Source organism: Geodermatophilus normandii (genome assembly GCF_003182485.1).
In the GTDB taxonomy this organism is placed as follows: domain Bacteria; phylum Actinomycetota; class Actinomycetes; order Mycobacteriales; family Geodermatophilaceae; genus Geodermatophilus; species Geodermatophilus normandii.
Map to the genome: position 1 here is coordinate 1,836,748 of NZ_QGTX01000001.1, position 13,638 is coordinate 1,850,385.

Sequence of the window (13,638 nt, forward strand, 5' to 3'; positions counted from 1 at the left end):
CCCCCGCGGCGCCCCCGCCGCCGGCCCGCCCGTCCGGACTGCGCCGCACCGGCGCGTTCCTGCTGCGCCAGTGGCGGCGGCTCACCGCGATGCGGACGGCGATCGTCCTGCTGTTCCTGCTCGCGCTGGCCGCCATCCCCGGGTCGCTGCTGCCGCAGCGCTCGCTGTCGCAGAGCAACGTCGCCCAGTACTTCACCGACCACCCGACGCTCGCGCCGCTGCTCGACCGGCTGTACCTCTTCGACGTCTTCAGCTCGCCGTGGTTCGCCGCGGTCTACCTGCTGCTGTTCGTCTCCCTCATCGGCTGCGTGCTGCCGCGCGCCCTCGAGCACGCCCGCGCGCTGCGCACCGCACCGCCGCCGGCCCCGCGCCGGCTGACCCGGCTGCCCGACTCCGCGGAGCTGGCCACCGCGCTGCCGGCCGCAGCCGCTCTCGACACGGTCGAGGAGGAGCTGCGCGTGCGCCGCTACCGCGTCGTCCGGCGCGAGCGGGCCCTGTCCTCCTCCGCCGGGTCCAGCGGCACGACCGCGGAGCTGTCGGCCGAGAAGGGCGCGCTCAAGGAGACCGGCAACCTGGTCTTCCACCTGGCGCTGGTCGGCCTCCTGCTGGCGCTGGCCGGCGGCAAGCTCTGGGGCTACGAGGGCAGCATCCTGGTCACCGAGGGCCAGCGGTTCTGCAACTCCTTCCAGCAGTACGACACGTACTCCTCCGGCGCGCTCGTCGAGGGCAGCGACCTCACGCCGATCTGCGTCGGCCTCGGCGACTTCCGCGCCGAGTACGAGGAGGACCTCACCGCGTCCTCCTTCACCGCGGACATCACCTACGGCGCCCCCGGCGAGGACGGCCGGCCCACGACGATCGGCGTCAACGACCCGCTGCGCGTCGACGGCGACCGCGTCTACGTCACCGGCCACGGGTTCAGCCCGACGTTCACCGTCACCCGGCCCGACGGCTTCCGCATCGACGACGTCTCGGCGCCCTTCCTGCCCACCGACCAGCGCACCCTCGCCAGCGAGGGCGCGCTCAAGCTCCCCGACCTCGGCGCCGGCACCGACGACCAGTTCGCGCTGCAGGGCTTCTTCGCGCCCACCGGGCTGACGCAGGGCGGCATCCTGACCTCGATCGACCCGCGGCCGCTGGCACCGCAGGTGGCGGTCGTGGCCTACCAGGGCTACCTCGGCCTGGACTCCGGCCTGCCGCAGTCGGTGTACTCGCTCGACGCCTCGCAGATCGAGCGCGGCCGGCTCACCGAGGTGGGCCGGAGCAACCTGTCGGTCGGGGAGTCGCTGACCCTCCCCGACGGGACGACGGTGACCTTCACCGGCTACAAGGAGTTCGCCGCCCTGCAGTTCTCGCACGACCCGGGACAGGTGTGGGTGCTCGCCGCGGCGATCGCCGTGCTCGCCGGCCTGCTCGGCATGCTGCTGCTGCGCCGGGAGCGGGTCTTCGCCCGCGCCGCCGACCGGCCCGGGGACGGCGGTACCGTCCTGGAGGTCGCCGCCCTGACCCGCGGCAGCGGCGACAGCGCACCGCGCTTCACGGCGCTCACCGACGACCTGCGGACGGCCCTGGCCGCCCGTGCCGCACCCCCGACCGGAGGCACACCCGCGTGACCGCCGACCAGCTGTCCGGACTGTCGGACACCCTGTTCTCGACCAGCGTCGGCCTGTACTCCCTGGCCGTCGTCGCGTTCGCCGCCCAGCTGGCCTTCGGCCGCCGTCCGGCGCCCGCCCGCGCGCTGGTCGGCGCCGGTGCCCCGGCCGACGGGCTGCCCCCCGTGACGGCGGACGGCGTCCCCGCCGACCCGCCGGCGGTGCGCCGCTGGGGCCAGGTGGCCATGCTGCTCACCGTCCTCGGCGCGCTCACCCACACCGGGGTCCTCGTCACCCGCGGGCTGGCCCTGGACCGGTTGCCCTGGGGCAACATGTACGAGTTCGCCACCGCGGTCGTGCTGGTCGCCGTCGTGGCCTTCGTCGTGCTCGCCGTCCGCTCGCCGGGCCTGCGGCACCTCGGGCTGTTCGTCCTGGCGCCGGTCGTGGTCAGCCTGGTGGCCATCGGGCTGTTCCTCTACGTCGAGGGCGCCCCGCTGGTGGCGGCGCTGCGCTCGAGCTGGCTGGCCGTGCACGTGACGACGGCGATCCTCGGCTTCGGCGTCTTCTTCGTCAGCGGCATCGCCAGCGTGCTCTACCTGGTCCGCAGCCGGTTCGAGGCCCGTGGCGGCGACGCGTCGTCGTCGCGGCTGGTCGCCCGGATCCCCTCGGCCGCCACGCTGGACCGCGTCGCGCACCGCACCGCCGTCTTCGGCTTCCCGATCTGGACCTTCGCCGTCATCGCCGGCGCCATCTGGGCCGAGAGCGCCTGGGGCCGCTTCTGGGGCTGGGACCCCAAGGAGACCTGGGCCTTCATCGCGTGGGTGGTCTACGCCGCCTACCTGCACGCCCGGACGACGGCGGGCTGGCGCGGGCGCCCCGCGGCGTGGGTCAACGTGGTGGGCCTCGGCGTGATGGTCTTCAACCTGCTCTACGTGAACATGGTGTCCTCGGGGCTGCACAGCTACGGCGGTGTCACCTGACTCCCGACGCGTTCGTCCCACCCGCCTCGCGTGTCACTCGGGTGAGGGTGGACGGGGGCGGGTTCCCGCCGGCCCGTGTTCCGATGTGCGCATGACTGCTCGTGCGGGGGGCCGCCGTGGGTAGGCACACAGCCTCCGACGGAGCCGGGACCGACCCGATCGTGGCCGCCGCGCTGGCGTCCCAGCCCGACGGGACGCCGGCCACCCGGCACGCGCCCGGGACCGCGCAGGGGACCGAGGGTGACCTGGGCTGGCCCGGGGACACCACCACCGGCGGCGGGCTCGGCTGGCCCGGCTCCACCGACCGGGCCCCGGCCGACGAGGAGCCCGGGACCGACGCGACCGCACGCATGGCGGCCGTCCCGGCCGTGCCGGGCACGGGAGCCGGCGGCGAGCCCGAGCCGCCCGGGCCGCGCGGCTGGCGCCGTCTCTTCGGCGGCACCGCCGCCTGAGGAAGGACCCCGCTGCCCCCCACCCCTCGCACGCTCGGGGCGGGACCCTGCAGCGGGGCCGCCCGCCCAGCTCGTCGCAGGCTCGGGCGGGACCCTGCAGCGGGGCCGCCCGCCCAGCTCGTCGCAGGCTCGGGGCGGGACCCTGCAGCGGGGCCGCCCGCCCAGCTCGTCGCAGGCTCGGGGCGGGACCCTGCAGCGGGGCCGCCCGCCCAGCTCGTCGCACGCTGGGGGCGGGACCCTGCAGCGGGGCCGCCCGGCAGGCTGCGCGCTAGGCGGGGGAGTCGTCTCGGCGCACGCGGCGGGCGAGCTCGCGGAGGAACTCGGGATCGTCGTCGGGCGCCACCGGGCGGACCGGATCCGCGGGCCTCGGGCGGCTCGCCGGCCGCGGCGCGCGCAGCCCGCGCCCGGCGACGGCGGTCGCCCGCACGACGAGGACGACCACGACCAACGCCACCACCAGCAGCACGACCGGCACCCGGCTCCCCCTCCTCGACCACGTCCCTCCCGTCCAGGGTACGAGCGCGGGGATACTCGGGGAGCGGGCCGCGACCGGATCCGCCCACGACCAGGACGGAGCGCCCCCATCGACGCCGTCGACCGGCAGCTGATCGACCTGCTGCGCGCCAACGGCCGCGCCAGCTACGCCGAGCTCGCCCGGCAGGTCGGGCTCTCCGCGCCGGCGGTGCACGAGCGCGTCGGCAAGCTGGAGGCCTCCGGGGTCGTCACCGGCTACCGCGCCGTCGTCGACCCGGCCGCCCTCGGGCTGGACGTGACCGCGCTGGTCGGCGTGATCGAGAGCGACGCCGTCGACGACACCGGCGTCGAGGCCGCGCTGCGGCAGATGCCCGAGGTGGAGGACTGCTGGCGGGTCGCCGGCAGCGAGGGCTACGTCCTCAAGGTCCGGGTGACCGACATCCCGGCACTGGAGGCCGCCATCAACGCGTTGAACAGGATCGAGGGCGTCGCCCGCACCCGCACGACCGTCGTGCTCTCCACCAAGTGGGAGGGCCGGACGGGATGACGCCCGACCGCACGCAGGAGGACAGCAGCATGGCCCAGAGCACCACCCCGGGCGCGCCCACCGGCGGCCCCGCGACGCCGCCGCGGATCCTGCCGTGGCTGCTCGCCTACACGCTGGGCCGGCTGGTCATCGCCGTCGCCCTCATCGCGCTCATCTGGCTGGTCGGCCTGCCCGGCTTCCCGGCGCTGCTGTTCGGCCTGCTGCTGTCGATGCCGGTGGCGCTGGTCCTGCTGCGCCCGGTGCGCGACCGGCTGACCGAGGGCCTGGCCGCCCGCAGCCTCGCCCGTCGCACCCGCAAGGAGGAGCTGCGCGCCCGCCTGTCGGGCGACACCACGGGCGACGGGGCCGCCTGAGCTCCGCTCAGCCCGACAGGGCCAGCCCCGCGCCGAGCAGCACGCCGGTGGCGAGGGTGAGCAGCCCGGTGGCCTGCAGCGCGGCGATCAGCGCCGGCCCGCGGCCGCCGGAGAGCACCACCCGCGACGGCGGCACCGCCAGCGGCACGGCGACCAGCGCGAGCAGCGCCTCCGGCCGCCCGATCCCGATCGCCACGACGACGGCGAAGGCGGCGGCGAGCAGCCCGACGTAGCACAGCCGGGTGGCGCGGTCGCCGAGCAGCACCGCGAGCGTGCGCTTGCCCACCCGGGCGTCGCCCTCGACGTCGCGCAGGTTGTTGACCACCAGCAGCGCCGTCGACAGCAGCCCGATCGGCACGGCGGCGGCCAGCGCCAGTCCCTCGACCCGGCCGGTCTGCACGAACGTCGTCCCGGCGACGGCGACCAGGCCGAAGAAGACGAAGACGAACACCTCGCCCAGCGCCCGGTAGCCGTAGGGCAGCGGCCCGCCGGTGTAGGTCCAGGCGGCGGCGATGCACACCGCGCCGACGGCGACCAGCCACCAGCTCGACAGCGCCGCGAGCACGAGCCCCGCGACCGCCGCGACGGCGAAGGCCAGCAGCGCCGCGAGCAGGACCGCCCGGGCCGAGGCCGCGCCCGAGCCGACCAGCCGCATCGGCCCGACCCGGTCGGCGTCGGTGCCGCGCTTGCCGTCGGAGTGGTCGTTGGCGTAGTTGACCGCCACCTGCAGCGCGAGCGCGACCAGCAGCGCCAGCACCGCGGGCCCGGGCCGGAACCCGCCGAGCGCGGCCGCCGCGCCGGTGCCCACGAGCACCGGCGCGAGGGCCGCGGGCAGGGTGCGGGGCCGGGCGCCGGCGACCCACTGCGCGGGGGTGGCCACTAGCGCGTCCCGCCGAGCCGGGCGGCGACGCCGCGGCGGTCGGGCTTGCCGGTGTGCAGCGTGGGCACCGCCTCGATCAGGTGCAGCTCGCGCGGCGCGGACGGGCCGCCCAGCCGGTCGGACACCCACGGCCGCAGCGCCGCGAGGTCGGGCGCGGCGCCGGGTGCCGCGACGACGGCGGCGACCACCCGCTGCCCCACTCGTCGTCGGGCCGGCCGAAGACCACGGCGTCGGCGACGGACGGGTGCTCGCGCAGCGCGCCCTCGACCGCCTGCGGGGCGACGTTCACCCCGCCGGTCACCACGACGTCGTCGAGCCGGCCGAGGACGGTCAGCCGCCCGTCGGGGCCGACGGTGCCGGCGTCGCGGGTGCGGAACTCCCCGCCGGTGAAGGCGGCGGCCGTGCCGTCGGGGTCGCGCCGGTAGCCGAGCGCCAGCACCGGGCCGGCGAGCGCGATGCCCTGCCCGTCCACGCGCACCCGCACGCCCTCGAGGGGGACGCCGTCGTAGACGCAGCCGCCGGCGGTCTCGGTCATGCCGTAGGTGGTCACGACCGCGACACCGGCCTCGCGCGCCCGCGCCAGGAGGGCCGGGTCGGTCGCCGCGCCGCCCACGAGGACGACGTCGAACGCGCGCAGCGCGGCGGTCGCCGAACCGAGGTGGCGGCGCAGCTGCGTGGGGACCAGCGCGGTGTAGCGGCGGCCGGCGGGCATCCGCGCGACCGCGGCGGCCAGGTCCTCGCCGGGTGCGGGCACGGTCGGGACGGTGCCGCCGAGGACGGACCGGACCAGCACCTGCAGCCCGGCGATCGCCGACACCGGGAGGGTCAGCAGCCAGGCGCCCGGCCCGCCGAGCCGGTGGTGCGTGGCCGCGGCCGAGGCGGCCAGTGCCGACGCCGGGAGGAGCACCCCCCGCCCGCCGCCGGTCGACCCGGAGGTGACGACGACGAGGTCGGCGCCCTCCTCGAGCGGCTCGTCCGGCGCGAGGACCCCGCGGGCCGCGGCGGCGGGCGGTCCGGACGGGAGGACGGCCAGCGGCGCGGCGCCGTCGAGGGCGGCGCGGACGGCGGGCAGCACCGTGCCGAGCAGGGTGTCGGGGGTGTCCGGCGCGGGGAGGACGGTCAGCTGCCGGGGCACGTCGGACCAGGCTACCGAAAGGACCTCCTGCCCCCGCCGCTCGCAGGCTCGCGGCGGGCCCCTGCAGGCGGGCCATACGCTGGCGGGCGTGATCACCGTCGCCGGCCTCCCCGCGGGGATCGACCGGGTGGCGGTGTGGTCGGTGCCGATGCGCACGCGCTTCCGCGGCATCGACGTCCGCGACGGCGTGCTGGTGCGCGGCCCGGCCGGCTGGGGCGAGTTCTCCCCGTTCTGGGACTACGGCGTGACCGAGAGCCGGCGCTGGTGGGCGGCCGCGGCGGAGGCGGCCCTCGAGGGCTGGCCCGCGCCGGTGCGCTCGTCCGTGCCGGTCAACGTGACCGTCCCCGCCGTGGACGCCGACCGCGCGCACGCGATCGTGACGGCGTCGGGCTGCCGCACGGCGAAGGTCAAGGTCGCCGAGCCGGGCCAGACCGCCGCCGACGACCGGGCCCGCGTGGAGGCCGTCCGCGACGCCCTCGGCCCCGCCGGAGCGGTCCGGGTGGACGCCAACGCCGCCTGGGACGTCGACACCGCGGTCGCGCGGATCCGGGAGCTGGACCGGGTGGGCCTGGAGTACGTCGAGCAGCCCTGCGCCACCCTGGCCGAGCTCGCCGTGCTGCGCCGCCGCGTCGACGTCCGGATCGCCGTGGACGAGGGCGTGCGCGGCGCCGGCGACCCGCTCGGCGTCGACCTGCGGGAGGCCGGTGACGTCGTCGTCCTCAAGGTGCAGCCGCTGGGCGGGGTGCGCGCGGCGCTGCGGGTGGCCGAGGCGCACGGCCTGCCGTGCGTGGTGTCGTCGGCGCTGGAGTCCTCGGTGGGCATCGCCGCGGGCGTGGCGCTGGCCGCCGCGCTGCCGGAGCTCCCCTTCGCCTGCGGCCTGGCCACGGTCGCGCTGCTCGACGGCGACGTCACCGGCGCCCCGCTGCTGCCCGTCGACGGCGCGCTGCCGGTGGCCCGTCCCGAGCCCGACCGGCTGGCCGGCGTCCCGGCCCCCGACGACGTGGCCGCGCGGTGGGCGCAGCGGCTCGGTGCGGTGCTCGCCGCGTGAACCCCTCCACCGCACTGGCCCGCGTGCTGGTCGACGAGCTCGTGCGCGGCGGGGTCCGCGACGCCGTCGTCGCGCCCGGGTCGCGCTCGGCACCGGTGGCGCTGGCGCTGGCGGCCGCCGAGCGGGACGGGCGGCTGCGGCTGCACGTGCGGATCGACGAGCGGACGGCGTCCTTCCTCGCCGTCGGCCTGGCCCGCGCCTCCGGCCGGCCGGTGCCGGTGCTCACCACCTCCGGGACGGCCACCGCCCACCTGCACGCCGCGGTGCTCGAGGCCGACGTCAGCGGGGTGCCGCTGCTGGCGCTGACCGCCGACCGGCCGCCGGAGCTGCGCGCCACCGGGGCCAACCAGACGATCGAGCAGCCCGGGCTCTACGGCGACGCCGTGCGCTGGGCGGCCGACGTCGGCGTGCCCGAGGCCGGCCGCGAGGCGGTGCAGAACCGGTACTGGCGCTCGGTGGTGTCGCGGGCGCTGCTGGCGGCCACCGGCGCGCTGTCGGGCGACCCGGGGCCGGTGCAGCTGAACCTGCCCCTGCGCGACCCGCTGCTGCCCGACGGCGAGCCCGCGCTGGAGGGCCCGTGGGCCGGCCGGGACGACGGCGCGCCGTGGACCGCGGGCACGCCGGCGTCGCTGCCGGCCGAGCCCCTCGCGCAGGGGCCGCGCACGCTCGTCGTCGCCGGGGACGGGCCGCCCGCCGTCGGGCGCGCCTGGGCCGCCGGCGCCGCCGCGGCCGGCTGGCCGGTGGTCGCCGAGCCGAGCGGCGGGGCCTGGACCGACGGCGCCGTCCGCGGCGGGGCGTTGCTGCTCGGCGTCGCCGACTGGGTCGACGCCCACCGGCCCGAGCGCGTGGTGGTCGTGGGCCGCCCCACGCTGTCCCGGCCGGTGTCGGCGCTGCTGGCCGACCCGCGGGTGCGCGTGGAGACCGTCGTGACCACACCCCGCTGGCCCGACGCCGGCCGCTCGGCGACGCTGGTCACCCGCGCCGCGCCGCCGTCGGGCCCGCCGGCCGACGACGGCTGGGCCGCGGCCTGGCGGGCGGCCGGCGCCCGGGTGGGCGCGACCGTCGACGCCGCCCTCGAGGCCGAGACGGGCCTGACCGCCGCCCGGCTGGCCCGCGACGTCGTCGCCGCGCTGCCGGCGGGCGCGCTGCTGGTGCTCGGCTCCTCGACGCCGGTGCGCGACGTCGACCGGCTCGCCGTGCCGCGCGGGGACCTGACCGTGCTGGCCAACCGCGGCGTCGCCGGCATCGACGGCACGGTGTCCACCGCCGTGGGGGCGGCCCTGGCGCACGGCGGCCCGGCGGTGGCGCTGATGGGCGACCTCACGTTCCTGCACGACCTGCAGGGGCTGCTCACCGGCGACGGCGAGGCGCGTCCGGACCTCACCGTGGTGGTCCCCGACAACGACGGCGGCGGGATCTTCGCCCAGCTCGAGCCGGGCCGGCCGGCGTACGCCCGCGACTACCGGCGGGTGTTCGGCACCCCGCACGGCCGCGACCTGGTCGGCGTCGCACGGGCCATGGGCTGGGAGGCGGCGGCGATCGGCTCGGCGGACGAGCTGCCGGCCGCCCTGGCGTCCGGCGGCCCTCGGGTGGTCGTCGTCCGCACCGACCAGCGCGCCGAGGCCGACCTGGCCGGATCCCTCCGCGAGGCCGCGGGCCGCGCGCTGGCCTGAGCGGGGTCAGGAGCGCCGCATCTGCTGCAGCGACCAGGCGTTCCCGTCGGGGTCGGCGGAGAACGCGGAGCGAGCCCGGGGCTCCCTCGGGGCCGAGCCGCTGGACCTCGGTGGTCTCCACGCCGCGCCCGACGAGCTCGACGCGCACCGCGTCCGGGCGGCCGGTCGCTGCCGGGGCGCATGGGGTGCGTCACACGACGGCGTCGCGCGGAGGGGCGCGGCCCGTCCCGACGCGGCCGACCCACGGCGGACGGAACGGTCCGTCGACGCGGGGCGAACAGCGCGTTCCGGAATCCCACGGGCGGCTGCGCCGGCCGCCTCCTCCGGTCACGGCGACGTCACGTGGTTCCCCAGGGGCCCCGTGGCGACACCGGATGTGAGCGCCGTCACGACGACAGTTCACATGACCATATGTAACGTTTTGGCTGCGCTCAGCAAATGAGAGCGCGGCGCCGGTCCGCCAAACCCTGCCCACCGGTCGCCCACGTCAACTCCCAGGGCAGGGGTGGGGGACCCACTTCCGGCGCGCGACGGCTCACGGGGGCCTGTCCTTGCGCGCCTCGGGGTGAAGCCGCGGACCGCGGCCGGGCACCGATCGCCCGAACCCGACAGCTCACCTCGCCGGCGGCGATCGGGAGATCATCCTCATGCCCAAGCACCGCGCACCCCGCTATGTCCGCACCAAGTCCGTCATCGCCAAGGCCCCCGTCGCGGCCGGCGCCGCGGCCGTCGGGCTCGGCGTCCTGAGCACGCCCGCCGCCTCGGCCTCCGCCGGCCACGACTGGTCCGGCGTCGCCCAGTGCGAGTCCAGTGGCAACTGGGCCATCAACACCGGCAACGGCTACTACGGCGGCCTGCAGTTCAGCCAGTCGACCTGGGCCGCGTTCGGCGGCACCGACCTCGCCGCGCGCGCCGACCTCGCCACCCCCGCCCAGCAGGTGCAGATCGCCGAGGCGGTCCTCGCCGGGCAGGGCATCGGCGCGTGGCCGTCCTGCGGGAAGTACCTGGCCGGCGGCACGACCGCGGCCGCCGCCGAGGCGCCCGCGGCCGCTCCCGTGGCCGAGGCCCCGCGGCCGCCCCGCCGCCGAGCAGCCGACGCCCGAGGCCGTCACCGAGGACTACACCGTCCGCTGGGGCGACACGGTCGCCAAGATCGCCGCCGCGCACGACCAGAGCTGGCGCGAGCTGTACCAGCGCAACGTCGACGTCATCGGCTCGAACCCGAACCGGATCTACCCGGGCCAGGTCCTCGCCGTCAGCGGCCCGGCCGCCGAGGCCCCGCGGCGGCCGAGGCGCCCGCCGCGCCCGCCGCCGCCGCCGGCAACGCGGCCCGGCCGCCACCCCGCCGATCGCGCAGGCGGCCCCGGAGGTCGCGCCGACGTCGGCGACCGCGCACGTGACCAACACCGCCGGCGCGCTCAAGCCGGCGGCGCAGGCCGCGGCGGACGCCGTCGTCAGCAACGTGCCGGGCGCCGCCGACATCACCCTCGGCGGCACCCGCGCCAGCGCGGTCGACCCGGCCGGGCACCCGTCCGGCCTGGCCGTGGACTACATGGTCATGTCCGACGCCGCCCTCGGTGACGCGATCGCCCAGTACCACATCGACCACTGGGCCGAGCTCGGCGTCGAGTACGTCATCTGGCAGCAGCGGATCCTGACCTCGCCGGACGCCGCCTGGCGGGCGATGGAGGACCGCGGCGGCGTGACCGCGAACCACTTCGACCACGTGCACGTGAACTACGCGGGCTGATCCCCGCCCCGACGAGGGCCCCGACCGCACTCCGCGGCCGGGGCCCTCGTCGTCCCCGGCGACTCAGCCGGGCCGGCGCCAGACCAGCGAGTACCGCCAGAACACCCGCCGCCGCACCCGCACGCCGGGGAGCACCGTGCGCGCCCGCGCCCGCACCTCCCGGGTGGTGAGCACCGGGTCGCGCACCGGCATCCCGGGCGTCCCCCCGCCGCCCCGCCGGCCGCGGACGAGGTCCCCGATCCCCAGGACCCGGTCCAGGACCGCGGCCAGCGCCTCGACCGGCAGGTCACGGGGGAGGTCGGTGCGGGGCAGCGCCACCATCGCCAGCACGCCCCCGGGCCGCACCGCGGCGGCGAGCGTCCGCAGCGCCTCCTCCAGCGGCAGGTGGTGCAGCACGCTCATCCCGACGACGGCGTCGTAGCCGCCGTCGGGGAGCGGCACCGTCAGCACGTCGGCCCCCACGACGCGGACGTTGCCCGGCACCCGCCCCCGGGCCAGCGCGACCATCTCCGGGGACCGCTCGACGGCGTCCACCGCGGCGGCCCGCCGGGCGAGGACGGCGGCGAGGTCGCCGGCGCCGCAGCCGACCTCGAGGACCCGCTCGCAGCGGTCCGGCAGGGCCCGCAGCAGCAGCGGCCAGTAGATCGCGTTGTGGTCCCGGCGCAGGTCCGGGACCAGCCGCATCAGCCCTCCAGCGCGGCCTGGAACGCGGCGAACTTCGACTGGGTCTCGGCCAGCTCGGCAGCGGGGTCGGACCCGGCGACGATGCCGCAGCCGGCGAACAGCCGCGCCGAGCACGGGTCGGAGTCGCCCAGCTGCGCGCAGCGCAGGGCCAGGCCGAACTCGCCGTCGCCCCGCCCGTCGAGCCAGCCCACCGGCCCGGCGTAGCGGTCGCGGCCCATGCCCTCGAGCTCGGCGATGACCGCCGCGGCGCGGTCGGGCGGGGTGCCGCAGACGGCGGCGGTCGGGTGGACGGCGTCGACGAGCTCGAGCAGTCCGGCCCGCCCGCGCGCGCCCGAGCGTCGCTGGGTCCCGACGACGTCGGTGGCCAGGTGGCGCACGTTGGCCAGCGTGAGCAGCGAGGGGCCGTCCGGCACCGACAGGGCGGTGCAGTACGGGTCCAGCGCCCGCACCAGCGAGTCGACGGCGAGGGCGTGCTCGGCGCGGTCCTTGGCGCTGGACAGCAGGCCCGCGGCCAGGCGCTCGTCCTCGGCGCCCGCGCCCCGCGGGGCGGTGCCGGCCAGTACCCGCGCCGACAGCTGCCGGCCGGTGCGGCGCAGCAGCAGCTCCGGCGTGGCGCCGAGCAGGCCGTCGACGGCGAAGGTCCAGCAGTCGGGGAACCGCTCGGCGAGCCGGCCGAGCAGCCGGCGCGGGTCGAGGGGCACGTCGGCGGTGACCAGCAGGTCGCGGGCCAGCACCACCTTGGCGAGGTCGCCGTCGCCGATGCGGTCCACGGCGGCCGACACCGCGCCGCACCAGGTGGCCGGGTCGAGGGCGCCGTCGGCGTAGCGGAGCCGGGACGGCGGTGGGAGCAGCGGCTCGCGGGAGGCGGGCAGGACGTCGCGCGGGTCCGCGTCGCCGGTGGTGGTCACCCAGGCCACGCCGCCGCGGCGGCCGACCACGACCTCCGGGACGACGAACACCGACGTCCCCGCGGCCGGGTCGAAGGCGATGCTGGCGAACACGACCGGGCCGGAGCCGGGCACGCCCACCCCGTCGTCGGTCGATCCGGCGGTCCGCTCTGCCCACCAGGCAGCGGCCTCGGCCAGCGCGCCCGGGCCGGAGACCTCCAGGCGGTCGGCCTCGCCCCAGCCGACCAGTCCCTCGCCGCGGCGCACCCAGGACACCGCGCCCTCGCGGGGCAGCAGGTGCAGCAGGTCGGGGGAGTCGGGCAGCGCGACCGTGGTGGACGCGGGCGCGGCGGCGTCCCGCGAGGTCACCGCCGCTGCCGTCACGCTCCCCAGCGTAGGCAGCCGGTAGCGTCGACCGCCGTGGCAGACCGGCGAGACAGCGCACACACCGCCGGGCGGCGGGCCGGTCTGGACAAGCAGCCGCACGAGGTGGCGGCCATGTTCGACGGCGTCGCGCGCCGCTACGACCTCACCAACACCGTGCTCTCCGGCGGCCGCGACGTGTCCTGGCGGCGGGCCACGCGGGAGGCGCTGGGCGCCCGGCCGGGGGACGTCGTCCTGGACGTGGCCGCCGGCACCGCCGTCTCCACCGTCGAGCTGGCCGCCGGGGGAGTGCACGCGATCGCCTGCGACTTCTCGCAGGGGATGCTGCGGGCCGGCGCCGCCCGGCCGGTGCCCAAGGTGGCCGGTGACGCCATGGCGCTGCCCCTGGCCGACGCCAGCGTCGACGGGCTGGTCATCTCCTTCGGCCTGCGCAACGTGGCCGACGCCGACGCCGCGCTGCGCGAGTTCGCCCGCGTGGTGCGCCCCGGCGGCACGCTCGTCGTCTGCGAGTTCTCCAGCCCCACGTGGGCGCCGTTCCGCACCGTCTACACCGAGTACCTCATGCGGGCGCTGCCGGTGATCGCCCGCGCGGTGAGCAGCAACCCCGACGCCTACGTCTACCTGGCCGAGTCCATCCGGGCGTGGCCGGACCAGGCCGCCCTGGCCACGCGCATCCGGGCCGCGGGCTGGGCCGACGTCGAGTGGCGCGACCTCACCGGCGGGATCGTCGCCCTGCACCGCGCCCGCCGCCCCTGACGAAGGACCCCGTCCTCCCCGCCCCTCGCACGCCCGGGGCGGG

15 protein-coding genes and 1 riboswitch are annotated in these 13,638 nt (G+C 78.0%); of the genes, 10 read left to right on the plus strand and 5 right to left on the minus strand.

Going from position 1 to position 13,638, the window contains the following annotated elements; all coding sequences use genetic code 11:
* Positions 1–89 precede the first annotated feature (89 nt).
* The 3 genes from resB to JD79_RS09080 all read left to right on the plus strand — a co-directional run bounded on the left by resB (position 90) and on the right by JD79_RS09080 (position 3,024).
* Complete coding sequence (resB, locus tag JD79_RS09070) at positions 90–1,613, plus strand: cytochrome c biogenesis protein ResB (RefSeq protein ID WP_245899968.1); 1,524 nt, start codon at positions 90–92, stop codon at positions 1,611–1,613.
* Entirely contained in the window at positions 1,610–2,572 is a 963-nt protein-coding gene (ccsB, locus tag JD79_RS09075) for a c-type cytochrome biogenesis protein CcsB (RefSeq protein WP_110005257.1), read from the plus strand. The genes resB and ccsB overlap by 4 nt, the downstream gene beginning before the upstream one ends.
* A gap of 116 nt (positions 2,573–2,688) precedes the next feature.
* Positions 2,689–3,024, plus strand: a complete 336-nt coding sequence (locus JD79_RS09080) for a hypothetical protein (protein ID WP_146220417.1) — start codon at positions 2,689–2,691, stop codon at positions 3,022–3,024.
* Positions 3,025–3,292: 268 nt separating this feature from the next.
* Here JD79_RS09080 and JD79_RS09090 read toward each other — a convergent pair whose 3' ends face one another.
* Complete coding sequence (locus JD79_RS09090) at positions 3,293–3,499, minus strand: hypothetical protein (protein WP_110005259.1); 207 nt, start codon at positions 3,497–3,499, stop codon at positions 3,293–3,295.
* Between the two features lie 108 nt (positions 3,500–3,607).
* On the opposite strand from JD79_RS09090, the gene JD79_RS09095 reads away from it, so the two are divergent.
* Complete coding sequence (locus tag JD79_RS09095; RefSeq protein WP_110007572.1) at positions 3,608–4,045, plus strand: Lrp/AsnC family transcriptional regulator; 438 nt, start codon at positions 3,608–3,610, stop codon at positions 4,043–4,045.
* A 29-nt stretch (positions 4,046–4,074) separates the two neighbouring features.
* Positions 4,075–4,398 (plus strand): DUF4229 domain-containing protein, encoded by a 324-nt coding sequence (locus JD79_RS09100; RefSeq protein ID WP_110007573.1) that lies wholly within the window; start codon positions 4,075–4,077, stop codon positions 4,396–4,398.
* Between the two features lie 7 nt (positions 4,399–4,405).
* Here the strand turns inward: JD79_RS09100 and JD79_RS09105 are convergent, their stop codons facing one another.
* Together JD79_RS09105 and JD79_RS09110 are read right to left on the minus strand one after the other, a co-directional pair.
* The gene (locus JD79_RS09105) at positions 4,406–5,278 is read right to left on the minus strand and encodes a 1,4-dihydroxy-2-naphthoate polyprenyltransferase (protein WP_110005260.1); all 873 of its coding nucleotides are present in this window, start codon (positions 5,276–5,278) and stop codon (positions 4,406–4,408) included.
* A gap of 76 nt (positions 5,279–5,354) precedes the next feature.
* Entirely contained in the window at positions 5,355–6,413 is a 1,059-nt protein-coding gene (locus JD79_RS09110; protein WP_245899969.1) for an AMP-binding protein, read from the minus strand.
* A gap of 88 nt (positions 6,414–6,501) precedes the next feature.
* Here JD79_RS09110 and JD79_RS09115 point away from each other — a divergent pair, with 88 nt between their 5' ends.
* From JD79_RS09115 to JD79_RS09130, 4 genes are all read left to right on the plus strand, one after another.
* On the plus strand, positions 6,502–7,461 hold the full coding sequence (locus JD79_RS09115; protein WP_245899970.1) for an o-succinylbenzoate synthase: 960 nt from the start codon (positions 6,502–6,504) through the stop codon (positions 7,459–7,461).
* Positions 7,458–9,134, plus strand: a complete 1,677-nt coding sequence (gene menD / locus JD79_RS09120) for a 2-succinyl-5-enolpyruvyl-6-hydroxy-3-cyclohexene-1-carboxylic-acid synthase (protein WP_110005261.1) — start codon at positions 7,458–7,460, stop codon at positions 9,132–9,134. The genes JD79_RS09115 and menD overlap by 4 nt, the downstream gene beginning before the upstream one ends.
* Before the next feature lie 475 nt (positions 9,135–9,609).
* Positions 9,610–9,777: riboswitch (cyclic di-AMP (ydaO/yuaA leader) on the plus strand.
* Between the two features lie 4 nt (positions 9,778–9,781).
* Positions 9,782–10,534, plus strand: a complete 753-nt coding sequence (locus JD79_RS24230; protein WP_211307914.1) for a transglycosylase family protein — start codon at positions 9,782–9,784, stop codon at positions 10,532–10,534.
* Positions 10,531–10,884, plus strand: a complete 354-nt coding sequence (locus JD79_RS09130) for a VldE C-terminal domain-containing protein (protein WP_245899971.1) — start codon at positions 10,531–10,533, stop codon at positions 10,882–10,884. The genes JD79_RS24230 and JD79_RS09130 overlap by 4 nt, the downstream gene beginning before the upstream one ends.
* A 63-nt stretch (positions 10,885–10,947) precedes the next feature.
* Here the strand turns inward: JD79_RS09130 and JD79_RS09135 are convergent, their stop codons facing one another.
* Complete coding sequence (locus JD79_RS09135) at positions 10,948–11,568, minus strand: class I SAM-dependent methyltransferase (RefSeq protein ID WP_110005262.1); 621 nt, start codon at positions 11,566–11,568, stop codon at positions 10,948–10,950.
* A complete protein-coding gene (locus tag JD79_RS09140) occupies positions 11,568–12,839 on the minus strand; it encodes an isochorismate synthase (protein ID WP_110005263.1) in 1,272 nt (423 codons plus the stop codon). Before JD79_RS09140 ends, JD79_RS09135 begins: the two co-directional genes overlap by 1 nt.
* A 36-nt stretch (positions 12,840–12,875) precedes the next feature.
* Here JD79_RS09140 and JD79_RS09145 point away from each other — a divergent pair, with 36 nt between their 5' ends.
* A complete protein-coding gene (locus JD79_RS09145) occupies positions 12,876–13,595 on the plus strand; it encodes a demethylmenaquinone methyltransferase (RefSeq protein ID WP_110005264.1) in 720 nt (239 codons plus the stop codon).
* Positions 13,596–13,638 lie beyond the last annotated feature (43 nt).